Annotated in this window: 17 protein-coding genes and 1 riboswitch; of the genes, 11 read left to right on the forward strand and 6 right to left on the reverse strand. The window is 73.0% G+C overall.

Features of this window, described 5'->3' with window-relative positions; translation table 11 throughout:
- Positions 1-30 precede the first annotated feature (30 nt).
- On the reverse strand, positions 31-2,487 hold the full coding sequence (locus ABZ899_RS17540) for a DNA topoisomerase IV subunit A (RefSeq protein WP_361346466.1): 2,457 nt from the start codon (positions 2,485-2,487) through the stop codon (positions 31-33).
- A gap of 516 nt (positions 2,488-3,003) precedes the next feature.
- Between ABZ899_RS17540 and ABZ899_RS17545 the strand changes: the two genes are divergently transcribed.
- The 4 genes from ABZ899_RS17545 to ABZ899_RS17560 all read left to right on the forward strand — a co-directional run bounded on the left by ABZ899_RS17545 (position 3,004) and on the right by ABZ899_RS17560 (position 7,799).
- The gene (locus tag ABZ899_RS17545; protein WP_361346468.1) at positions 3,004-4,359 is read left to right on the forward strand and encodes a pitrilysin family protein; all 1,356 of its coding nucleotides are present in this window, start codon (positions 3,004-3,006) and stop codon (positions 4,357-4,359) included.
- Positions 4,356-5,744 carry a pitrilysin family protein gene (locus tag ABZ899_RS17550; protein ID WP_361346470.1) on the forward strand — a complete coding sequence of 463 codons (1,389 nt, stop codon included), beginning with the start codon at positions 4,356-4,358 and terminating at the stop codon, positions 5,742-5,744. Before ABZ899_RS17545 ends, ABZ899_RS17550 begins: the two co-directional genes overlap by 4 nt.
- A gap of 213 nt (positions 5,745-5,957) precedes the next feature.
- A riboswitch (cyclic di-AMP (ydaO/yuaA leader) is annotated at positions 5,958-6,121 on the forward strand.
- 12 nt (positions 6,122-6,133) lie between these two features.
- Positions 6,134-6,919 (forward strand): M23 family metallopeptidase, encoded by a 786-nt coding sequence (locus ABZ899_RS17555; RefSeq protein ID WP_361346472.1) that lies wholly within the window; start codon positions 6,134-6,136, stop codon positions 6,917-6,919.
- 184 nt (positions 6,920-7,103) lie between these two features.
- Entirely contained in the window at positions 7,104-7,799 is a 696-nt protein-coding gene (locus tag ABZ899_RS17560; RefSeq protein WP_361346474.1) for a GntR family transcriptional regulator, read from the forward strand.
- A 189-nt stretch (positions 7,800-7,988) separates the two neighbouring features.
- Here ABZ899_RS17560 and ABZ899_RS17565 read toward each other — a convergent pair whose 3' ends face one another.
- Positions 7,989-8,270, reverse strand: coding sequence for an HPr family phosphocarrier protein (locus ABZ899_RS17565; protein WP_029382363.1), 282 nt, complete (start codon positions 8,268-8,270; stop codon positions 7,989-7,991).
- 166 nt (positions 8,271-8,436) lie between these two features.
- Here ABZ899_RS17565 and ABZ899_RS17570 point away from each other — a divergent pair, with 166 nt between their 5' ends.
- From ABZ899_RS17570 to ABZ899_RS17590, 5 genes are all read left to right on the forward strand, one after another.
- A complete protein-coding gene (locus ABZ899_RS17570; protein ID WP_361346476.1) occupies positions 8,437-11,283 on the forward strand; it encodes a GNAT family N-acetyltransferase in 2,847 nt (948 codons plus the stop codon).
- A gap of 51 nt (positions 11,284-11,334) precedes the next feature.
- Positions 11,335-11,922 (forward strand): DUF5998 family protein, encoded by a 588-nt coding sequence (locus ABZ899_RS17575; RefSeq protein WP_055622092.1) that lies wholly within the window; start codon positions 11,335-11,337, stop codon positions 11,920-11,922.
- The gene (locus tag ABZ899_RS17580; protein WP_361346479.1) at positions 11,922-13,115 is read left to right on the forward strand and encodes a nucleotide pyrophosphatase/phosphodiesterase family protein; all 1,194 of its coding nucleotides are present in this window, start codon (positions 11,922-11,924) and stop codon (positions 13,113-13,115) included. Before ABZ899_RS17575 ends, ABZ899_RS17580 begins: the two co-directional genes overlap by 1 nt.
- 62 nt (positions 13,116-13,177) lie before the next feature.
- A complete protein-coding gene (locus ABZ899_RS17585; protein ID WP_361346481.1) occupies positions 13,178-13,825 on the forward strand; it encodes a thymidine kinase in 648 nt (215 codons plus the stop codon).
- Positions 13,826-14,093: 268 nt separating this feature from the next.
- Complete coding sequence (locus tag ABZ899_RS17590; protein WP_361346484.1) at positions 14,094-14,549, forward strand: VOC family protein; 456 nt, start codon at positions 14,094-14,096, stop codon at positions 14,547-14,549.
- 147 nt (positions 14,550-14,696) lie between these two features.
- Here ABZ899_RS17590 and ABZ899_RS17595 read toward each other — a convergent pair whose 3' ends face one another.
- On the reverse strand, positions 14,697-15,500 hold the full coding sequence (locus tag ABZ899_RS17595) for a VOC family protein (RefSeq protein WP_361346487.1): 804 nt from the start codon (positions 15,498-15,500) through the stop codon (positions 14,697-14,699).
- Positions 15,501-15,794: 294 nt separating this feature from the next.
- Between ABZ899_RS17595 and ABZ899_RS17600 the strand changes: the two genes are divergently transcribed.
- On the forward strand, positions 15,795-16,646 hold the full coding sequence (locus tag ABZ899_RS17600; protein ID WP_361346490.1) for a sulfurtransferase: 852 nt from the start codon (positions 15,795-15,797) through the stop codon (positions 16,644-16,646).
- 88 nt (positions 16,647-16,734) lie between these two features.
- Here ABZ899_RS17600 and sepH read toward each other — a convergent pair whose 3' ends face one another.
- The 3 genes from sepH to ABZ899_RS17615 all read right to left on the reverse strand — a co-directional run bounded on the left by sepH (position 16,735) and on the right by ABZ899_RS17615 (position 20,718).
- Positions 16,735-17,775: a septation protein SepH gene (gene sepH, locus ABZ899_RS17605; RefSeq protein WP_361346493.1), complete on the reverse strand. Its 1,041-nt coding sequence runs from the start codon at positions 17,773-17,775 to the stop codon at positions 16,735-16,737.
- Positions 17,776-18,200: 425 nt separating this feature from the next.
- Complete coding sequence (locus ABZ899_RS17610; protein ID WP_361346496.1) at positions 18,201-19,520, reverse strand: D-arabinono-1,4-lactone oxidase; 1,320 nt, start codon at positions 19,518-19,520, stop codon at positions 18,201-18,203.
- Positions 19,480-20,718 carry an MFS transporter gene (locus tag ABZ899_RS17615; protein WP_361346499.1) on the reverse strand — a complete coding sequence of 413 codons (1,239 nt, stop codon included), beginning with the start codon at positions 20,716-20,718 and terminating at the stop codon, positions 19,480-19,482. The genes ABZ899_RS17610 and ABZ899_RS17615 overlap by 41 nt, the downstream gene beginning before the upstream one ends.
- Before the next feature lie 177 nt (positions 20,719-20,895).
- On the opposite strand from ABZ899_RS17615, the gene ABZ899_RS17620 reads away from it, so the two are divergent.
- Positions 20,896-22,023, forward strand: a complete 1,128-nt coding sequence (locus tag ABZ899_RS17620; RefSeq protein WP_361346501.1) for a ferrochelatase — start codon at positions 20,896-20,898, stop codon at positions 22,021-22,023.
- The last annotated feature ends 8 nt before the right edge of the window (positions 22,024-22,031 follow it).

Here is a 22,031-nt window from a genome sequence, read left to right on the forward strand (position 1 = left end):
GCGCGGGGCCCACCTCGCCGCCGGCGCCCCCTAGAACGGTCCCGCGACCACCGCGACCGTCTTCGCAAGGGACACCCCCGAGCCGTCGCGGCGCGGGTCCATCTCGGGCAGCTCGACCGGTGTGCCGTTCTTCTGGGCGGCCCGCGCCGGGGTGGCGCCCGCCCAGGCCAGGGACAGGCAGTCCTCGCCCTTCAGGAACCGCTGGCAGCGCACGCCGCCCGTGGCGCGTCCCTTGCGCGGGTACTGGTCGAACGGGGTCAGCTTGGCCGTCGTCTGGACCGAGTCGTCCAGGGTGCCGCGCGAGCCCGCGACCGTGAACACCACCGCGTCGGACGCGGGGTCCACCGCGGTGAAGGAGATGACCTTCGCGCCCTCCGCGAGCTTGATACCGGTCACACCGCCCGCCGGACGGCCCTGCGGGCGGACCACGGACGCCTGGTAGCGCAGCAGCTGGGCGTCGTCCGTGATGAAGACGAGGTCCTCCTCGCCGGTGCGCAGCTCGACCGCGCCGACGATCCGGTCACCCTCCTTCAGGGTGATGACCTCCAGCTCCTCCTTGTTGGACGGGTAGTCGGGCACCACCCGCTTGACCACGCCCTGCTCCGTGCCCAGCGCCAGGCCGGGGGAGGACTCGTCGAGCGTCGTCAGGCAGACCACCCGCTCGCCGTCCTCCAGGGAGACGAACTCCGCCAGCGGCGCGCCGCCCGCCAGGTTGGGCCGCGACGCGGTCTCCGGGAGCCGCGGCAGATCGACCACGCTGATCCGCAGCAGCCGGCCCGCCGACGTCACCGCGCCCACCTCGCCACGCGCCGTGGCCGGCACCGCCGAGACGATCACGTCGTGCTTGGACCGCTTGGCGTCGTCGTCGTCCGCGAACGGGTCGCCGTTCGCCGTACGGGCCAGCAGACCCGTCGAGGACAGCAGCACCCGGCACGGGTCGTCCGCGACCTGCAGCGGCACGGCGGACACCTGGGTGCCGGACGACTCCAGCAGGACCGTACGCCGCTCGCTGCCGAACTTCTTGGCGACCGCGGCCAGTTCCGCGGAGACCAGCTTGCGCAGCTCCGTGTCCGAGTCCAGGATCCGGGTCAGCTCGGCGATCTCCCGGCCCAGCCGGTCCTTCTCCGCCTCCAGCTCGATGCGGTCGAACTTGGTGAGCCGGCGCAGCGGCGTGTCGAGGATGTACTGCGTCTGCACGTCGGACAGCGAGAAGCGCTCCATCAGGCGCTCCTTCGCCTGCGCGCTGTTCTCGCTGGAGCGGATCAGGCGGATGACCTCGTCGATGTCGATGAGCGCCGTGAGCAGGCCCTCGACCAGGTGCAGCCGGTCACGCCGCTTGCCGCGCCGGAACTCGCTGCGGCGCCGTACGACCTCGAAGCGGTGGTCGAGGTAGACCTCCAGCAGCTCCTTCAGGCCCAGGGTGAGGGGCTGCCCGTCGACCAGCGCGACGTTGTTGATGCCGAAGGACTCCTCCATCGGCGTCAGCTTGTACAGCTGCTCCAGGACCGCCTCCGGCACGAAGCCGTTCTTGATCTCGATGACCAGGCGCAGCCCGTGCTCGCGGTCGGTGAGGTCCTTGACGTCCGCGATGCCCTGGAGCTTCTTCGAGCCGACCAGGTCCTTGATCTTGGCGATCACCTTCTCCGGGCCGACCGCGAAGGGCAGCTCGGTGACGACGAGGCCCTTGCGGCGGGCGGTGACCGTCTCGATCTCCACCGTCGCGCGGATCTTGAAGGTGCCGCGGCCCGTCGCGTAGGCGTCCCGGATGCCGGAGAGGCCCACGATCCGGCCGCCGGTCGGCAGATCGGGGCCGGGGACGTGCTTCATCAGGGTGTCCAGATCCGCGTTCGGGTGGCGGATCAGGTGCCGGGCGGCGGCGATGACCTCGGAGAGGTTGTGCGGCGGCATGTTCGTCGCCATACCGACGGCGATGCCGGACGCGCCGTTGACCAGGAGGTTCGGGAAGGCGGCCGGCAGGGCGACCGGCTCCTGCTCCTGGCCGTCGTAGTTCGGGGCGAAGTCGACCGTGTCCTCGTCGATCGACTCCGTCATCAGGCTCGTCGCCTGTGCCTGCCGGCACTCGGTGTACCGCATGGCGGCCGGCGGGTCGTCGTTGCCCAGGGAGCCGAAGTTGCCGTGGCCGTCCACCAGGGGCACGCGCATCGAGAAGGGCTGGGCCATGCGCACCAGGGCGTCGTAGATCGACGCGTCGCCGTGCGGGTGCAGCTTGCCCATCACCTCGCCGACGACACGGGCGCACTTCACATAGCCGCGGTCGGGACGCAGGCCCATCTCGTTCATCTGGTAGACGATGCGGCGGTGCACCGGCTTCAGGCCGTCGCGGGCGTCCGGCAGGGCACGCGAGTAGATGACCGAGTAGGCGTACTCGAGGAAGGAGCCCTGCATCTCGTCGACGACGTCGATGTCGAGGATCCGCTCCTCGAACGAGTCGTCGGGCGGCGGGGTCTTCGTGCTGCGGCGGGCCATCGCTGCCGGCTCCTTCTGTCTGCTGTGGCGCAAGCGTGTGACGGGTCTGACGCGGACCATTGTGGACCGCGGCACTGACAACCACCGACCAGGACCCGATGTGGGGCTCCCGCCCGGCGGGGTGAAGTGTCGCCGACGCCGGTCTCCTCCCGCGACCGCGGTCGCGCACGGGACACCGGCCGGCCCGCTCGGGACCGCGCGCGGCGCCGGCGGCAAGCCGGTGCCGCGCGACCGTTCACCCTCAGGGGTGATCGACGGGAAGCATGCCAGGTCGAGGCGAGCGGCGTCGGCCCGGGGCCCGGACCGCCCGGCCGTGCCGCGTCCGCGCCGTGATGCACGGCGAAGCGGCTCGGCGGGCCGGAGGGGGCGCCGCCGGGGGCCTCGGCCGGGGCCGGACCGGCACGGCGTGGTGACCGGGAACTTCGCCGAGCCTCCGCACGCTGCATACAGTGGCAGGAGCTGAGCAGGATCCGCTCGACACAACGCAGCGCACGCGACCGGAAGGACATCTTGCCCATGGGTCACACGGCCACACCGGAGGCACAATCCGGCGGCCTCTCCGCGACCGAGCACCGCCTGGCCAACGGCTTGCGCGTGGTGCTCTCCGAGGACCACCTCACGCCGGTCGCCGCGGTCTGCCTCTGGTACGACGTCGGCTCCCGCCACGAGGTCAAGGGCCGTACCGGACTCGCCCACCTCTTCGAGCACCTGATGTTCCAGGGGTCGAACAGCGTGAAGGGCACGGGCCACTTCGAACTCGTCCAGGGCGCGGGCGGCTCGCCGAACGGCACCACCAGCTTCGAACGCACCAACTACTTCGAGACCATGCCCGCCCACCAGCTGGAGCTCGCGCTGTGGCTGGAGGCCGACCGCATGGGCAGCCTCCTGGTGGCGCTCGACGAGGAGGGCCTGGAGAACCAGCGCGACGTCGTGAAGAACGAGCGGCGCCAGCGCTACGACAACGTCCCGTACGGCACCGCCTTCGAGCGCCTGACCGCGATGTCGTACCCCGACGGGCACCCCTACCACCACACGCCGATCGGCTCGATGGCCGACCTCGACGCGGCGAGCCTGGAGGACGCGCGCGCGTTCTTCCGCACCTACTACGCGCCGAACAACGCCGTGCTGTCGATCGTCGGCGACATCGACCCGGAGCAGACGCTTGCCTGGGTCGAGAAGTACTTCGGCTCCATCCCGTCCCACGACGGCAAGCCGGCTCCGCGCGACGGCTCGCTGCCCGACGTCATCGGCGAGGAGCTGCGCGAGGTCGTCGAGGAGAACGTCCCCGCGCGCGCGATGATGGCCGCCTACCGCCTCCCGAGCGACGGCACCCGCGAGGCCGACGCCGCCGACCTGGCGCTGACCGTCCTCGGCGGCGGCGAGTCCTCCCGCCTCTACAACCGGCTCGTGCGGCGCGACCGTACGGCCGTGGCGGCCGGCTTCGGCCTGCTCCGCCTGGCCGGCGCGCCCTCCCTCGGCTGGCTGGACGTGAAGACCTCCGGTGACGTCGAGGTGCCCGTGATCGAGGCGGCCGTCGACGAGGAGCTCGCCCGCTTCGCCGCGGAGGGCCCCACCGCCGAGGAGATGGAGCGCGCGCAGGCGCAGCTGGAGCGCGAGTGGCTGGACCGGCTCGGCACCTGCGCCGGCCGCGCGGACGAACTGTGCCGCTACGCAGTCCTGTTCGGCGACCCACAGCTCGCCTTCACCGCCGTGCGGCGCGTGCTCGACGTCACCGCCGAGGAGGTGCAGGCGGTCGCCCAGGCCCGGCTGCGCCCGGACAACCGCGCGGTGCTGGTGTACGAGCCGGTGGCCGGTGAGGCCGAGGACGCCCAAGCCCCCGCCACCGACGAGAACGAGGAGTCGGCGCAGTGACCGAGCTCGCCAGCATGGAGTTCCACCCGCAGCCCCAGGCCGGCGCGCCCCGGCCCTGGGCGTTCCCGGCCCCCGAGCGCGGCACCCTGGACAACGGCCTGACGGTGCTGTGCTGCCACCGCCCCGGACAGCAGGTCGTCGCCGTCGAGGTCCTCCTCGACACCCCGCTCGACGCCGAGCCCGCGGGCCTGGACGGTATCGCCACGATCATGGCGCGGGCCCTGTCCGAGGGCACCGACAAGCACACGGCCGAGGAGTTCGCCGCCGAGCTGGAGCGCTGTGGCGCAACCCTCGACGCCTACGCCGACCACCCCGGCGTCCGCGTCAGCCTGGAGGTGCCGGTCTCCCGGCTGCCGAAGGCGCTGGACCTGCTCGCCGACGCGCTCCGGGCGCCGCTGTTCGCCGACGCCGAGGTGGAGCGCCTGGTGCGCAACCGCCTGGACGAGATCCCGCACGAGCTGGCCAACCCCTCGCGGCGGGCCGCCAAGGAGCTCGCCCGGCAGCTGTTCCCGGCGTCCTCGCGTATGTCCCGCCCGCGCCAGGGCACCGAGGAGACCGTCGCCGGCATCGACTCCGCGGGCGTACGCGCCTTCTTCGAGCGGCACGTGCGCCCCGCCACCTCCACGGTCGTGGTCGTCGGCGACCTCACCGACGTCGACCTCGACACCCTGCTCGGGGACAGCCTGGGCGCCTGGACCGGTTCGCAGGGCGAGCCGCGGCCCGTCCCGCCGGTCACCGCGGACGACACCGGGCGCGTCGTCATCGTGGACCGTCCCGGCGCCGTCCAGACGCAGCTGCTGATCGGCCGGATCGGCCCGGACCGGCACGACCGCGTGTGGCCGGCGCAGGTCCTCGGCACGTACTGCCTCGGCGGCACCCTCACCTCCCGCCTGGACAAGGTGCTGCGCGAGGAGAAGGGCTACACCTACGGCGTGCGCGCGTTCGGGCAGGTCCTGCGCTCGGCGCCGGACGGCACCGGCGCCTCGATGCTCGCCATCACCGGTTCCGTCGACACGCCCAACACCGGCCCCGCCCTGGACGACCTGTGGACCGTCCTGCGGGGGATCGCGGCCGACGGACTCACCGACGCCGAGCGGGACTTCGCCGTGCAGAACCTCGTCGGGGTGGCGCCGCTGAAGTACGAGACGGCCGCCGCCGTGGCGGGCACCCTGGCCGACCAGGTCGAGCAGTACCTGCCCGACGACTTCCAGGCGAAGCTGTACCAGCAGCTCGCCGCCACCGGAACCGTCGAGGCCACGGCCGCCGTCGTGAGCGCCTTCCCGGCGGACCGCCTCGTCACGGTTCTCGTCGGCGACGCCTCGGCGATCCGGGAGCCCGTCGAGGCCCTCGGCATCGGTGAAGTCACCGTCGTGACGGCCGAGTAGAGCACCCGCCGGCCCCGCGGCGGGCCCGCGCGCGAGGGGAGCCCTGGTGACGGCAAAGTCACCAGGGCTCCCTTATGCCCGAATTGGGGCGGAGGTTGCCTGTCTGCCCTGTGGGATGCGCTACAAAAGCCGCGTTCCGTTTGGGAATTGAACGCGGCCCCGCTTAGCGTCATCCGGGCTGTCCGTCAGGCAGTGCGCCGCGCCCGCGGCACCGGACAGTCATCGCCGAGTCCCCGTATGGCGCGAGCCAGGGGAGCCGGGGACCCATCGCAGTCCCTGGGGTGAATCGGACGCCCGCGCAGCCGCGAGGGGGTCCGTAGGAGACCTTCCTGCTCCGAACCCGTCAGCTAACCCGGTAGGCGAGAGGGAAGGAAAGGACCAGCCACCACATGGCGTTCAGCTGCGCCACGGGGAAGAACCGCCCCTCCGGGAAGCACCGCAAGCCCGGCCGGTTCGAGCGCACCACGGCCCGTGCGGCCGGTGTCGCCGCCATCACCGCCACCGGCGTCGTGGGCACCCTCGCCGCCCCCGCGCTGGCCGCCGAGCCCGCCGCGGAGCAGACCGGCCTCATCCCGGTCGTCGTCGTCGAGGACTCCATCGCCACCCAGATCGACGCGCAGGCCGCCGCCCAGGAGCGGGCCGCCGCCGAGGCCGCCGCCCGCAAGGAGGCCGCCCAGGAGGCCGCGCGGCACAAGGCCGCCGAGAAGGCCAAGCAGGAGCGGGAGGCGAAGGAGCGGGCCGCGCGGGAGGCCGAGCGCAAGCGCCTGCTGTCCTACGTGGCCCCGATAGCCGGTTCGTACGTGTCCACCGCGTACCGGTCCGGCGGCGCGGTCTGGTCCTCCGGCAGCCACACCGGCATCGACTTCCACGCCGCCAGCGGCACCTCCGTGCACGCGGTCGGCGCGGGCACCGTCGTCGAGGCCGGCTGGGGCGGCGCCTACGGCAACAACGTCGTGATCAAGATGAACGACGGCACCTACACCCAGTACGGGCACCTGTCGTCGGTCGGCGTCTCGGTGGGCCAGACGGTCACCCCCGGCCAGCAGATCGGCCTGTCCGGCGCCACCGGCAACGTCACCGGGCCGCATCTGCACTTCGAGGCGCGCACCACCGCCGAGTACGGCTCCGACATCGACCCGATCGCCTACCTGCGCGCGCACGGCGTCGCCCTCTGACGCCTCCGCCCGCCTTACCGCAGCCCCGGCTCCCGAGCCGGGGCTTTCGGTCTTTCTGGACAACGGCTGTCCAAAAAATATCCATGGATTCCGGCCCGCCGTCGGAAATTCACGCTTCTTGCCATAGAGTCGCTGAACACACGTCATTCGTCGACGTTTCACGGGGATTAAGGCGGAGGTCGGCATGCGTATTCCGGCGCACTCGGTGTGCACCGCGATCCGGGACGACATCGTCGCCGGTGTCCTGGAGCGCGGCGGCCGTCTCACGGAGGAAGTCCTCGCCCGCCGCTACGGCGTCTCCCGCGTCCCCGTGCGCGAGGCGCTGCGCACCCTGGAGGCGGAGGGCTTCGTGGTGACCCGCCGGCACGCGGGCGCGTGCGTGGCCGAGCCAACCGAGCAGGAGGCGGCCGACGTGCTGGAGATGCGCACTCTGCTGGAGCCGCTCGGCGCCGCCCGGGCCGCCCAGCGGCGCACGGAGGCCCATCTGAAGGTGCTGCGCGGCCTGGTCAGGCTGGGTCAGGAGCGGGCCAGGCGCGGCAACAGCGAGGATCTGCGCTCGCTGGGCGGCTGGTTCCACGAGACGCTGGCCCAGGCGTCCGGCAGTACCGCGCTGACCTCGACGCTGACCCTGCTGCGCCACAAGATCGCCTGGATGTTCGCCGTGGAGGCGTCCGCCGACCCGGTGGAGTCCTGGGCGGAGCACGGCGCGATCGTCGACGCGGTGGCGCGCGGCGACGGTGAACGCGCCCGCGCGCTCACCGCCCTGCACACCGAGCGCGGGCTGTCCGCGCACCGGCTGCGCTTCGGCTCCGGGAGCGACCGCGCGGAGCGTGTGAGGAATTCGCAACATGCCGTAAACATGCCGAGCCTGCGCGATTAACACAGCCACCGTATACAAAGAAGAGCAATTCCGGGGCGGCGAATTCACGCTGCCCTTTTCCGGCTGTCCGGGGAATTCCGCAGCCTGCCGCCGTGAAATTCCACGCGAGCCGGCCGGGAAAGGCGAAGCCGCGCCCGTCGGAAAGGCGGACGCGGCTTCCGTGCCGTGCGGGAGGCCCGCTCGGGCCGCTCAGACCGTCTCGGGCAGCTCCTCGAGGCCCTCGGCGACCAGCTTGGCGAGACGGTCGAGGGCGGCGTCCGCACCCTCGGCGTCGGAGGCGAGGACGATCTCCTCCCCGCCCTGGGCACCGAGGCCCAGGACCGCCAGCATGGAGGCCGCGTTGACGGGGTTGCCGTCGGCCTTGGCGATGGTCACCGGGACGCCGGTGGCCGTGGCGGCCCGGACGAAGATGGAGGCGGGGCGGGCGTGGAGACCCTCGGCCCAGCCGACGTTGACGCGGCGCTCAGCCATGTGTTGCTGCCCTTCGGTGTTCAGGGTTGTCTAGACCAGTTTCCCACACCAGGGGTGCCCGGCGGAACGGCCCGGGTGCCGCTGCCTCGACGACCGCCGGAGCCGGTGGGACGTCGGGAACAGCCTGCCTCGCGCCGGTGCCGTGCGCGAGCCGTAACCTGGCCCCATGCAGAGCGCCTCGGACCGGCACGTGTACCCCGCCCACTGGGAAGCCGACGTGGTGCTGCGCGACGGCGGCACCGCGCGCATCCGCCCCATCACCGTCGACGACGCCGAGCGCCTGGTCAGCTTCTACGAGCAGGTGTCGGACGAGTCGAAGTACTACCGCTTCTTCGCGCCCTACCCGCGCCTGTCCGCCAAGGACGTCCACCGGTTCACCCACCACGACTTCGTGGACCGGGTGGGACTCGCCGCCACGGTGGGCGGCGAGTTCATCGCCACCGTACGGTACGACCGCATCGGCGCCGACGGGACGCCCGCGTCCGCCCCCGCCGACGAGGCCGAGGTCGCCTTCCTCGTCCAGGACGCCCACCAGGGACGCGGGGTCGCCTCCGCCCTGCTCGAGCACATCGCCGCGGTCGCCCGGGAGCGCGGCATCCGCCGGTTCGCGGCCGAGGTGCTGCCCGCCAACACCAAGATGATCAAGGTGTTCACGGACGCCGGGTACACCCAGAAGCGCAGCTTCGAGGACGGCGTCGTCCACCTGGAGTTCGACCTGGAGCCCACCGACCGCTCGCTCGCCGTGCAGTACGGGCGGGAGCAGCGCGCCGAGGCCCGGTCCGTGCAGCGCCTCCTGGCGCCCGGCTCCGTCGCCGTCATCGGAGTCGGCCGCACCCCCGGCGGCGTCGGCCGCGGCGTCCTCGGCAACATCACGGACGCCCGGTTCACCGGCCGGGTGTACGCGGTGAACAAGGCGTTCCCCAAGGACCTGCAGGAGATCGACGGGGTGCCCGCGCACCGGTCCGTGCGCGAGATAGAGGAGCAGGTCGACCTCGCGGTCGTCGCCGTCCCGGCCGAGCACGTGCCCGAGGTCGTCGCCGAGTGCGGCGCGCACGGCGTCCAGGGGCTGGTCGTCCTCGCCGCCGGATACGCCGAGAGCGGACCCGAAGGGCGCGAGCGGCAGCGCGCCCTCGTACGGCAGGCGCGCAGCTACGGCATGCGCATCATCGGCCCCAACGCCTTCGGTGTCATCAACACCTCCGAGGACGTCAGCCTCAACGCCTCCCTCGCCCCCGAGATGCCCCGCCCGGGCCGGATCGGGCTGTTCGCGCAGTCCGGCGCCATCGGCATCGCGCTGCTGTCCCGGCTGCACCGCCGCGGCGGCGGTGTCACCGGCGTCACCGGCGTGTCCACGTTCGTCTCGTCCGGCAACCGCGCCGACGTCAGCGGCAACGACGTCCTCCAGTACTGGTACGACGACCCCGACACCGACGTCGTCCTCATGTACCTGGAGTCCATCGGCAACCCCCGCAAGTTCACCCGCCTCGCCCGGCGCACGGCGGCGGCGAAACCCCTGGTCGTGGTGCAGGGCGCCCGGCACGGCGGCGCCGCCCCGCAGGGGCACACCGTCCGCGTCACCCGGCTGCCGCACGCCACCGTGTCCGCGCTGCTGCGCCAGGCCGGCGTGATCCGCGTCGACACGATCACCGAGCTGGTCGACGCGGGACTGCTGCTCGCCCGCCAGCCGCTGCCCGCCGGACCCCGCGTGGCGATCCTCGGCAACTCCGAGTCGCTCGGCCTGCTCACCTACGACGCCTGCCTCGCCGAAGGACTGCGGCCCCTGCCGCCGCTCGACCTGACGACCCAGGCGTCGGCCGCCGACTTCCACGCCGCCCTGTCGCACGCGCTCGCCGACGACGCCTGCGACGCCGTCGTCGTCACCGCGATCCCGGCGATCGGCGACGCCTCGACCGGGGACGCCGAGCTCGCCGAGGCGCTGCGGTCGGCCGCGGAGCAGGTGCCGGGCAAGCCGGTCCTGGTGGTCCACGTGGAGCTGGGCGGCCTGGCCGAGGCCCTGTCGGCGGCGGCCAGCACCGCCCCGCGGACCACCACCGCGCCCCGCGGCAGCGTGCCCCGCCCGCACCCCGTCCGCCCCCTCGCCTTCCCGGCGGAACCGCCGACCGGACCGGACGGCGACCCCGCCGGCGCACCCCGCCTGATCCCGGCCTATCCGGCCGCCGAACGGGCCGTCCGCGCGCTCGGCGAGGCCGTCAAGTACGCCCAGTGGCGGCGCGAGGCCGCCGACCCCGGCCGCGTCCCCGAGTACGACGACATCGACGAGAAGGGCGCCGCGCGGCTGATCGGCCGGCTGCTCGCACGCGGCCAGGGACTCACGCTCGGCACCGACGACACCTACGAGCTGCTCGGCACCTACGGCGTCCACGTGCACCGCGCGCCGCACGCCCCCACCGCCGACGCGGCCGTCGAGGCCGCCGAGGCGCTCGGCTACCCCGTCGCCCTCAAGGCCACGGCGCCCCACCTGCGGCACCGCGCCGACCTCGGCGGTGTACGCCTCGACCTCGCGGACGAGGAGCAACTGCGGCGGGCCTACACCGAGTTGGCCGAGCTGTTCGGCAAGCCGGAGGAGATCAGGCCGGTCGTGCAGCGCATGGCGCCGCGTGGCGTGGACACCGTCGTCCGCGCCGTGATCGACCCGGCGGCCGGTGCCGTGCTGTCCTTCGGGCTCGCCGGTGCCGCCTCCCAACTGCTCGGGGACATGGCGCACCGCCTGGTCCCGGTCACCGACCGCGACGCCGCCTCGCTCGTCCGCGCCATCCGGACCGCCCCGCTGCTGTTCGGCTGGCGGGGCTCCGCACCGGTGGACACCCCGGCCCTGGAGGAGCTGTTGCTGCGGGTGTCGCGGCTGGTCCACGACCACCCCGAGGTCGTCGCTATCACCCTGGAACCGGTGGTCGTCGCCGCGCACGGCCTGAGCGTGCTCGGCGCCTCCGTGCGCCTGGCCCCGCCGCCCGCCCGCGACGATCTCGGGCCGCGGACCCTGCCCGCCTACTGAGGCGACGGTGACCGGTGCCTCGCAGTCAGCGCACCCCCGTAGGATGGCGTCATGGCCAAGACCAGTACGACGACCCAGGGGCTGCGTGCGGCGATCGAGCGCAGCGGCTACTACCCGGCCCTCGTGGCCGAGGCGGTGGAGGCCGCCGTGGGCGGCGAGCCCATCCGGTCGTACCTGGTCCACCAGGAGACCACGTTCGACCAGAACGAGGTGCGCCGGCACGTGACCGTGCTGGTCCTCACGCACAACCGCTTCATCGTCAGCCACACCGACGAGCAGGCCGCGGACAGCACCTCCCCGACGCCGTACGCCACGACGTCCACCGAGTCGGTCAAGCTCGGCCGGATCTCGTCGGTCGTCGTCAGCCGCGTCGTCGCCAACCCGGAGCAGTACACCCCGGGCACCCTGCCCCGCGAGATCGTCCTCACCATCGGCTGGGGCGCCGTCTCCCGCATCGACCTCGAGCCCGCCGCCTGCGGCGACCCCAACTGCGAGGCCGACCACGGCTACACGGGCAGCTCGACGGCGGACGACCTCAGCCTGCGCGTCAGCGAGGCCGGTGACGGCCCGGAGACCGTCCGTCAGGCACTCCTCTTCGCGCAGTCCCTCTCCGAGGCGACCGCGGACGTCGCCCGCTGATGGTCCAGACCGCCGACTGGGACGCCCACCCGGAACCCCTCGCCGTCGCCTCCGCCCCCGTCCCCCGGTACGGCGACGGTTCCCTCGCCGACCTGCTGCCCACCCTGGCCGCGGGCATGGGCGTACCGGACATGACGGCCGGGATAACCGAGCTGTCCGCCGCCGACCGCAACTGCGTGTTCCTGATCGACGGCCTCGGCTGGGAGCAGCTCCGGGCGCACCGCGACGAGGCGCCGTTCATGACGTCGCTGCTCGCCGGCTCACGCGGCGGCACCGGGCACCCCATCACCGCGGGTTTCCCGGCCACCACGGCGACCTCGCTCGCCTCCGTCGGCACCGGCCGCCCGCCCGGCGAGCACGGCCTGCCCGGCTACACCGTGCGCAACCCCGACACCGGCGAGCTGATGAACCAGCTCCGCTGGAACCCGTGGACCCCGCCGCATGTCTGGCAGCCGTACCCCACCGTCTTCGAGCTGGCGCACCGCGCGGGCGTGCACGCCGCGCAGGTCTCGTCCCCCGCCTTCCAGAACACCCCGCTCACCAAGGTCGCCCTCAGCGGCGGCAGCTTCCTCGGGCGCCTGGCCGGCGAGGACCGCGTCGACCTGGCCGCCGAACAACTGGCGGCGGGCGACCGCTCCCTCGTCTACACGTACTACGCCGAGCTGGACGGCGCCGGGCACCGCTACGGCGTCGACTCCGACACCTGGCGCGGGCAGCTGATGTACGTCGACCGGCTCGTCCAGCGCCTGGCCGAACAGCTCCCGCCGCGCAGCGCCCTCTACGTCACCGCCGACCACGGCATGATCGACGTGCCCTTCGACGAAGAGCACCGCATCGACTTCGACGAGGACTGGGAGCTGCGCGCCGGCGTCGCTCTGCTGGGCGGCGAGGGCCGGGCCCGGCACGTGTACGCGGTGCCCGGTGCCGCACAGGACGTCCTGACCTGCTGGCGCGAGGTGCTGGGCGAGCAGTTCTGGGTGGCGTCGCGGGACGAGGCGATCGAGGCGGGCTGGTTCGGCCCGCACATCGACGAGCGCGTGTACGGCCGTCTCGGCGACGTGATCGCGGCCGCGCGGGACGACGTCCTGATCATCGCCTCCGAACGGGAACCGAAGGAGTCGGCCATGGTCGGCAACCACGGCTCGATGACCCCCGCCGAGCAACTGGTCCCGTTGCTCGAAGTACGCTCCTGACGCCCCCACCCCCCCACCTCCCCCGTTCCCCCTGACCCTCACCGAAAGGCGCTCGACCCCACATGCCCGAGCTGGTGTTCTTCTCCGGAACCATGGACTGCGGGAAGTCGACGCTGGCTCTCCAGATCGAGCACAACCGTTCGGCGCGTGGCCTGGCCGGCATCATCTTCACGCGCGACGACCGCGCGGGCGAGGGCAAGCTGTCCTCCCGGCTCGGCCTGGTCACCGACGCGGTGGAGGTCGAGGACGGCGCCGACCTGTACGCCTATGTGGTGGACCACCTCTCCCGCGGCGGCCGCGCCGACTACGTCATCGCCGACGAGGCGCAGTTCCTCGCCCCGGAACAGATCGACCAACTCGCCCGCGTCGTCGACGACCTGAGCCTCGACGTCTTCGCCTTCGGCATCACCACCGACTTCCGCTCGAAGCTCTTCCCCGGCTCACAGCGCCTGGTGGAACTGGCCGACCGTGTCGAGGTCCTCCAGGTCGAGGCCCTGTGCTGGTGCGGCGCCCGCGCCACCCACAACGCCCGCACGATAGGCGGCGAGATGGTGGTCGAGGGCGCCCAGGTCGTCGTCGGCGACGTCGACCAGTCCGACACCATCGGCTACGAGGTCCTGTGCCGCCGCCACCACCGCCGCCGTATGACGGCGGCGACGGCCCGGGCGGCAGTGCTGTCACCGGACGTGTTGCCGGTCACGACGACCTGACGACGAGAGCAAGTCGCCCCGCCGCTCGACCTCTTGGACCTCGGCGTCCCCGGATGGGGCTCGCGAGGCGGTGGCGGCATACGTGGCCCGCCACCATCACGCCGCCGCACCGCCGCCGGAGGGAGCACCCGGCACCTGGATGACATCGAGGCCGCCCGCGTCACCTACGCCGGCCGTACCGGGGCGCCCCGGCCTGGGAGCGCCTGACAGGGGCGACGGCCCGTTGTCAGACCTGCCCGTTGTCAGACCTGCCTGGGATGCTCCGGGGATGGAGATGACCGTGCAGCTGACGATCGACTGCGCCGATCCGCAGAGGATGGTGGCCTTCTGGGCCGAGGCTCTGGGCTATGTGCCGGAGCCTCCGCCGGACGGCTACGCGTCCTGGCGTGCCTACTGGGCGGCGATGGGCGTGTCCGAGGCCGAACTGCCGGACGGCGCCGGGGACGTTCCCGAGTCGATCGTCGATCCGGCGGGGCGGGGGCCGAGGGTGTGGTTCCAGCAGGTCCCGGAGCCGAAGGCCGTCAAGAACCGGTGGCATTTCGACCTGAAGGTCGGTGGGGGCCGTGACGTCCCGCCCGATGTCCGCACCCAGCGGGTCAAGGCCACGGTGGAGCGGCTGGCGAAGGCCGGTGCCACCGTGCTGCGGATCAAGGACGAGCCGGACAGCGGGTTCTACGCGGTCGCCATGCAGGACCCCGAGGGCAACGAGTTCGACGTCGTCTGAGGCGGCCCCGGTGCCCACGAGTGCCGTCGCCGCAGGCGCCCGCCACCCGGGCAGCGACCGTGCGGCGGACGATCCGGTCGGCCGGCGGCGTCCGCGGCCCACCGCCTGGACGTCGACTTCACCCGGCTCCGCCCAGAGCCCGGCACGTCAACGCGCCTTTCGCACCAGCGCGAACCGCGCCCCCTCCGGGTCGGCCACCGTGGCGACCCGGCCGTGTGCCGTGTCGTGGGACGCGATCAGCGACTGCCCCCCGAGCGTGACGACCCGGTCCACCGCCGCGTCGGTGTCCGGCACGGTGAAGTACGTCAGCCAGTGGGGGCCCCGGTCCCGGGGGAGCGCGGTGCCGAGGCCGTGGATGTCCGCGACGGGGCGGCCTTCGACGCGCAGGGTGACGTGGTCGAGGCCGTCGGCTCGGGTCACCTCCTCCTCGTAACCGAACACCGTGGCGTAGAACTTGGAGACGTTCTCGGACTCGAAGGTCCGCAGTTCGTTCCAGGCGGGGGCGCCGGGCACGCCGGAGACGGCCGTGCCGAGGTGGGCGGCGGCCTGCCAGATGCCGAAGACGGCGCCGGCGGGGTCGGAGCAGATCGCCAAACGGCCGGCTTCGTCGGCGTCCAGCGGCCCCACCCCGACCGTGCCGCCGCACAGCCGAACCGTCTCCGCGGTCGCGTCGACGTCGGGCGAGGCGAGGTACGGAGTCCAGGCGACGGGGAGATGACGGTCGGGCGGTAACTGGCCGATTCCGGCCACCTCGCGCCCGTCGAGCAACGCGCGCACATAGGGCCCGAGTTGCCGGGGACCGGGCTGGAACTCCCAGCCGAACAACGCTCCGTAGAACTCCTGAGTGGCGTCCAGCGCGTGCACCATCAGGCTCACCCAGCAGGGTGCGCCGGGCGCGTGCCGGGCGTGCCTCGCGCCGTTCGGGCCGGCCGACCCCCGTGCCTCGGTCATCGTCACTCTCTCCCCGGCCGCTGGCGCCGGCCGTGTCGCTTCCGCTGTCCGGACCCCCGAGCCGATGCTCGCACCACCCTGGCCGCGCCTGTCGCGGGCGCGCCGCCGCACGGCGGCCGGCGCTCGAGGGCGCCCGGTGCGCTGGATACCGCCCATTCCCGTGCGAGGGACGACGGATGTCGATCGGCTGTACAGCTTGTGCCCGATCCCGTACGCCTCGTGATCGGGCCTGTCCGGCGGGCAGATTAACCGGCGTGAGCCGTCGCGGCCACCCTGTGCGCGAGGATGGGGACCATGAACGCCATCATCTCCGCATCAGAACTGGCCACGGCCCTGGCGGGCGACGACCCGCCGGTGCTGCTCGACGTCCGCTGGCAGTTGACGCTCCCCACGGCGTCCGGTGAACCGCCGTTCGACGGCCGCGCCGCGCACGCGTCCGGGCACATCCCCGGTGCGGTCTACGTCGACCTGGACCGGGAGTTGGCGTCCGAGCCCGGTCCGCGCGGGCGTCATCCGCTACCGGATCTGGCCGAATTCGGCAGGGCGATGCGGCGGGCGGGTGTGTCCTCGACGCGTCCCGTGGTGGTGTACGACGGCGGGCAGGGCTGGGGAGCGGCCCGCGCCTGGTGGCTCCTGCGCTGGACGGGGCATCCGGACGTGCGGGTCCTGGACGGCGGGCTGCCGGCCTGGCAGGGGCCGCTGGAGACGGCCGTACCGGCTCCGGCGGAGGGCGACTTCGAGCCGGTACCGTCGGCGACGGGGCTGCTCGACGCGGACGGCGCCGCGGCGCTCGCGCGGTCCGGTCTGCTGCTGGACGCGCGGGCGGGGGAGCGGTACCGCGGCGAGGTCGAGCCGATCGACCCGGTCGGCGGGCACATCCCGGGTGCCGTGTCCGCCCCGACGAACGACAACGTCGGCCCGGACGGTCGGTTCCTGCCCGCCGGTGAACTCGCCGCCCGTTTCAAGGAACTGGGCGCCGTCGAAGGCACGGACGTCGGCGTGTACTGCGGCTCGGGCGTGTCGGCGGCCCACGAGGCGCTGGCGCTCGCGGTGGCCGGCGTTCCCGCGGCCCTGTACGTGGGTTCGTGGTCGGAGTGGTCGGCCGACCCGGCGCGACCGGTGGCCGTGGGACCGGACCCGCAGTAGCGGCACGCCGCTCCGGCATGAGCGAGGGCCGCGTCCGTCCGACGCGGCCCTCGCTCAGGGGCGTTCGACGAGCGAACGGGTCCCCTGGCTACTCCTGCTTCTTCCTCCGTGTGCCGAACACGATCTCGTCCCAGCTCGGCACGGCGGCCCGACGGCCCGGGCGGACACCGTCCGCCTCGGCCTGACGGTCCGTGGCGCCGATGAGCCGGTCGCGATGGCTGCCGACCGAACGCGGCATGAGGACGTCCGCGTACGCCGATCCGGCCGACGCGGCGGGCGCCGGGGGCTCCTCGGCGGCCGGCTCGACCGCGGGCTCCTCCAGGTCGGGCTCGGTGGGCCGCTCCGGGACCACCAGGTCGCCGCGGAAACTCGGCACCGCCTCCAGCAGGCTGGTGAGCGAGTCCCGTTCCTCCGTCATCTCCTCGGCCGGCTCGGACGCCTGCGCGGGCAGACTCGGCCGCTCCAGCGCGCGCTCCAGCGAACGCTCCGGACGCTCACGCGGCAGCCGGGCGATCCGCGGCACGAACGGGAAGCTCGGCTCGGGCGCGGCGAGGTCGTCGGACTCGCCGATCAGCGAGCGCGCCTCGTCGTCGACCGCCTGGACGAGCCGCCGGGGCGCGTCGTACGTCCAGCTCGCCGAGTGCGGTTCGCCGGCCACCATGTAGACCAGCAGCACTTCCCAGGTGCCGTCGTCGCGGCGCCAGGAGTCCCACTGCACGGTGTCCTTGTCGGCGCCGCGCAGCAGCAGCCGCTCCTGGACGGCCTCGCCGAGCTGCGGCCCCGCCGCGTTCTCACCGGGGCGGCGGACGGGCGTCTTGCGGGCGCGCTCGGCCATGAAGGCGCGCTCGGCGAGCACGGGGCCCTCGAAGCGCCGCACACGGTCGACGGGGATGCCGGCGAGCTGGGCGACCTCTTCCGCGGTCGCACCGGCTCGTATACGCGCCTGGATGTCGCGGGGGCGGAGATGGCTCTCCACCTCGATCTCGATCTGGCCGAGGCGGGGACGGTCGCCGCGCACGGCGGCGCGCAGGCGTTCGTCGATCGGAAGGGTGTACTCCGTCGCGTCGGCAGCCTTCAGCACCAGCCGTGTGCCGTCATTGGAGACGGCCACGACACGCAGTTCGGGCATGGGGACCTCCCGGGTGGTGCCTGCCGACGTCACGTGCGTCGCTGCTTCCGCTAGTCGAGTGTGGCCTGCCCGGGTGCAGCCTGCCACAACCTTGCCGAGTTGCCCGGCGTGTCGGGCGTGAGCCCTGGATCGCCGTTATGGCACGGTTACCTATTCGCAACGCTAAGTGACCAACTCCGTCACCCTGTGCAACTAGCCCCTCCCGGTGGTCCTTGAAGGCCACGGACGCCCAGGCGGGAGACCGGACCCAGGGTTCGCAACAGTACTCCATTTGGGCCACGTGCGTGGATTGGCACGCCGCCCAAGTTCTGGCAAGAAGCGTGACTCGGCCGTCCGTTGAGCGGTTCGACGATCTTGGACGTGGCGTACTTCACGCAATGCGCAGAAACGGAGCGAATGGTTTCCGGTGGTGAGGTTGCCCCCGGTCAGGCCCCCAAAACCCGTCGCAGGTAGTCGTTCTGGAAGAGGCGGCCGGGGTCCAGCCGGTCCCGCAGCGCGGTGAACTCGCCGAAGCGCGGGTAGACCTTCGCGAAGTACTCGGCGTCCCGCGTGTGCACCTTGCCCCAGTGCGGACGCCCCTCGTGTCCGGTGAAGATGCGCTCGGCGGCGGTGAAGTACCGCTGGTACGGGGTGCCCTTGGCCATGTGGACCGCGATGTACGCGCTGTCGCGGCCGGACGCGGTGGAGAGCGTGATGTCGTCGGCGGGGGCCGTGCGCACCTCGACGGGGAAGCTGATCCGGAGCCCCGACCCGTCGACCATGGCCTTCAGTTCGCGCAGCGTGTCCACGACGGCCGCGCGCGGGACGGCGTACTCCATCTCCACGAAGCGGACCCGGCGCGGCGATGTGAAGACCTTGTAGGGGACGTCCGTGTAGGTCCGCGCCGACAGGGCCGTGCTGGAGATCCGGGCGATCGCCGGGATCGCGGCGGGTGCCGCGCGGCCCGCCCACTGGGCGACCTGGAAGACGCCGTTGGAGAGGAACTCGTCCTCGAACCAGCCCTTCAGCCGGGACACCGGCTGCTCGGGACCCGCGCTGCGGTTGTTGCGCTTGGTGTTGGTGTTCCCGGTGTGGGGGAACCAGTAGAACTCGAAGTGCTCGTTCTCGGCCCAGAGTTGGTCGAACTCGGCGAGCACCCGGCCGAACGGCATCGGTTCCTCGCGGGCCTGGAGCAGGAATATCGGCTCCACCGCGAACGTGATCGCGGTGACGACCCCGAGCGCGCCCAGGCCGATCCGGGCCGCCGCGAAGACCTCCGGGTTCTCCCGCGCGGAGCAGTTGAGGACCGAGCCGTCCGCCGTGACCAGCTCCAGGCCCCTGATCTGGGCCGCGATCGACCCCGACTCGCGGCCGGTGCCGTGGGTTCCGGTGCTGGTGGCGCCGGAGACCGTCTGCTCCATGATGTCGCCCATGTTGGCGAGGGACAGCCCCTCGCGCGCCAGCGCCATGTTGAGCCGCCTCAAGGGGGTGCCGGCCTCCACCGTGACCGTCATGGCCTCCCGGTCGATCCTGCGGATGCCGGTCAGCAGGTGCGGGCGCACCAGCACGCCGTCGGTGGCCGCGATGGACGTGAAGGAGTGGCCGCTGCCGACCGCCTTCACCTTCAGGCCGTCCTCGGCGGCCCGGCGTATCGCCCCGACCAGCTCCTCCACCGACGCCGGAGCGACCTCCCGCGAGGGGCGCGCCGCCACGTTGCCGCCCCAGTTACGCCACGTGCCGTTCTTCGCGCTCGCCGTGCTGCCCAACGGTGCCTCCCCGACGTGGCGCCGGCCTGCTGAGCCGGCGGTACCCCAGGAAACCGACCGCGACCGCGGCGGCCCCGGACACCGCCGGGACCACGTACCCGGCGTCCGCTCCGGCGGCGTCGATCACCCAGCCGGCCACGGACGAGCCGAGCGCGACGCCGACCGCGAGCCCGGTGCTCACCCAGGTCATGCCCTCGGTCAGTTGCGCGCGTGGTACGTGCTGCTCGATCAGCGACATGGTGGTGATCATCGTGGGAGCGACGGCCATGCCGGCGACGAACAGCGCCACGGCCAGAAACGGCAGGTTCCCGACCAGTAGGAGGGGGATCATACTCACGGCCATCGCGCATATGCCCAGCAGCCAGCGAGGTTCGGGCGCCCCCGTGAAGCGCAGCAGCCCGAAGACCAGGCCCGCCGCGCAGGAACCGGCGGCGTACAGCGCGAGCACCACGCTCGCCGCGGCCTTGTGCCCCTGCTCCTCGGCGAAGGCGACGGTGACCACGTCGACGGCGCCGAAGACCGCGCCCGTCGCCACGAACGTGGCCACGAGCACCTGCAGTCCCGGCGCGGCGAGGGCGGTGCGGCCGCCCTGGCGCTCCCGGGGGTGCGGAGCGGGCTCGGTGGCCCGCTGCGCGGTCAGCCAGAAGACGCCGACGGCCAGGAAGCAGGCGGCCAGCAGCGGCCCGGCCTCCGGGAACCACGCCGTGGACAGCCCGATGGAGATGATCGGCCCGAAGATGAAGCACACCTCGTCGATCACCGACTCGAACGAGTACGCGGTGTGCAGCTTCTCCGTCCCCCCGTACAGCGCGGCCCAGCGGGCCCGGACCATCGCCCCGACGCTGGGCACGCAGCCGATGCCGACGCAGGCCGCGAACAGCACCTGGTCCGGCCACGCGAAATGGGCGGCGAGCAGCAGCAGGGCCGCCGCGGCGAGCGAGAGCAGCGTGGCCGGGCGCAGCACCCGCCGCTGCCCGTACCGGTCGACCAGCCGGGAGATCTGGGGGCCGGCCACGGCTGCGGAGAGCGCGATGGTCGCCGACAGGGCGCCGGCCAGGCCGTAGCGCCCGGTGAGCTGCGACACCATCGTGACCACGCCGATGCCCATCATCGACAGCGGCATCCGCCCGAGGAGGCCCGCGGTGGTGAAGCGCTTGCTGCCGGGGGCGGCGAACAGGGCGCGGTAGGGGCTGGGCACGGCGGACTCCGGGAGGGGGAGCGGCGGACAAGGGCGGCTCGGCGGACGGAAAGCCTCGATGAGCTGTGCGAACGGTCGGAGCAGCGTACGAGTCAGGTGACCCTAACGCACCCGTCCGGCACAGCCGGGAACCCGGTCGGCTGCCCGGCTGTCCGTACCGGATGACAGGATCGACCCATGCCAGATCCGCGTGATGCCAGCCCCTACGACGCCCTGCTCCTGCTCTCCTTCGGCGGCCCCGAGGGCCCGGACGACGTGATCCCGTTCCTGGAGAACGTCACCCGCGGCCGGGGTATCCCCAGGGAACGCCTGAAGGAGGTCGGCGAGCACTACTTCGGGTTCGGCGGCGTGAGCCCCATCAACGCCCAGAACCGCGCCCTGCTGACCGCCCTGCGCAAGGACTTCGCCGACCACGGACTGGACCTGCCGGTCTACTGGGGCAACCGCAACTGGGCCCCGTACCTGACGGACACCCTGCGCGAGATGGCTGCCGACGGCCGCCGCCGCGTCCTGGTCCTCACCACCAGCGCCTACGCCTCCTACTCGGGCTGCCGCCAGTACCGCGAGAACCTCGCCGACGCGCTGGCCGCGCTGGAGACGGAGGGCGTGGAGCTCCCGCGGATCGACAAGCTGCGGCACTACTTCAACCACCCCGGCTTCCTGGAGCCCATGATCGACGGCGTGGTCGCGTCCCTCGCCGACCTGCCCGAGGAGGTCCGGGAGGGCGCCCACATCGCCTTCTCGACCCACTCGATCCCGCTCTCCGCGGCGGACACCTCCGGCCCGGTCGAGGCCCACGGCGACGGGGGCGCGTACGTCACCCAGCACCTGGACGCGGCCCGCACGATCGCCGAGGCGGTCCGCGAGCGCACCGGCCGTGACCACCCCTGGCAGCTCGTCTACCAGTCCCGCTCCGGCGCGCCGCACATCCCGTGGCTGGAGCCCGACATCTGCGACCACCTGGAGGAGCGGCACGCGGCCGGCGTCCCCGCGGTCGTGATCGCGCCCATCGGCTTCGTCTCCGACCACATGGAGGTCCTCTACGACCTCGACACCGAGGCCAGGGCCAAGGCGGAGGAGCTGGGACTGCCGATGCGGCGTTCGGCCACCGTCGGCGACGACCCGCGCTTCGCCGCCGCCGTCCGCGACCTCGTCCTGGAGCGGGCCGCCGTCGAGCGGGGCGAGGAGGTCAGGCCCTGCGCCCTCGGCGCCCTCGGCCCGAGCCACCAGGTGTGCCCGGTCGGCTGCTGCCCGGCCCGCGCCCCCAGGCCCGCGGCGGCCGGTGCCGACAGCCCCTACGCATGAGGAGCCCC

It is taken from the genome of Streptomyces sp. NPDC046859, from assembly GCF_040645135.1.
Classification (GTDB): Bacteria; Actinomycetota; Actinomycetes; order Streptomycetales; family Streptomycetaceae; genus Streptomyces.

Bases quoted from the DNA above. Each gene is read 5' to 3' on its own strand.
- ABZ899_RS17540 (WP_361346466.1), bottom strand. From the start codon at position 2,487: ATGGCCCGCCGCAGCACGAAGACCCCGCCGCCCGACGACTCGTTCGAG.
- ABZ899_RS17545 (WP_361346468.1), top strand. From the start codon at position 3,004: ATGGGTCACACGGCCACACCGGAGGCACAATCCGGCGGCCTCTCCGCG.
- ABZ899_RS17555 (WP_361346472.1), top strand. From the start codon at position 6,134: ATGGCGTTCAGCTGCGCCACGGGGAAGAACCGCCCCTCCGGGAAGCAC.
- ABZ899_RS17560 (WP_361346474.1), top strand. From the start codon at position 7,104: ATGCGTATTCCGGCGCACTCGGTGTGCACCGCGATCCGGGACGACATC.
- ABZ899_RS17565 (WP_029382363.1), bottom strand. From the start codon at position 8,270: ATGGCTGAGCGCCGCGTCAACGTCGGCTGGGCCGAGGGTCTCCACGCC.
- ABZ899_RS17570 (WP_361346476.1), top strand. From the start codon at position 8,437: ATGCAGAGCGCCTCGGACCGGCACGTGTACCCCGCCCACTGGGAAGCC.
- ABZ899_RS17575 (WP_055622092.1), top strand. From the start codon at position 11,335: ATGGCCAAGACCAGTACGACGACCCAGGGGCTGCGTGCGGCGATCGAG.
- ABZ899_RS17580 (WP_361346479.1), top strand. From the start codon at position 11,922: ATGGTCCAGACCGCCGACTGGGACGCCCACCCGGAACCCCTCGCCGTC.
- ABZ899_RS17585 (WP_361346481.1), top strand. From the start codon at position 13,178: ATGCCCGAGCTGGTGTTCTTCTCCGGAACCATGGACTGCGGGAAGTCG.
- ABZ899_RS17590 (WP_361346484.1), top strand. From the start codon at position 14,094: ATGGAGATGACCGTGCAGCTGACGATCGACTGCGCCGATCCGCAGAGG.
- ABZ899_RS17595 (WP_361346487.1), bottom strand. From the start codon at position 15,500: ATGACCGAGGCACGGGGGTCGGCCGGCCCGAACGGCGCGAGGCACGCC.
- ABZ899_RS17600 (WP_361346490.1), top strand. From the start codon at position 15,795: ATGAACGCCATCATCTCCGCATCAGAACTGGCCACGGCCCTGGCGGGC.
- sepH (WP_361346493.1), bottom strand. From the start codon at position 17,775: ATGCCCGAACTGCGTGTCGTGGCCGTCTCCAATGACGGCACACGGCTG.
- ABZ899_RS17620 (WP_361346501.1), top strand. From the start codon at position 20,896: ATGCCAGATCCGCGTGATGCCAGCCCCTACGACGCCCTGCTCCTGCTC.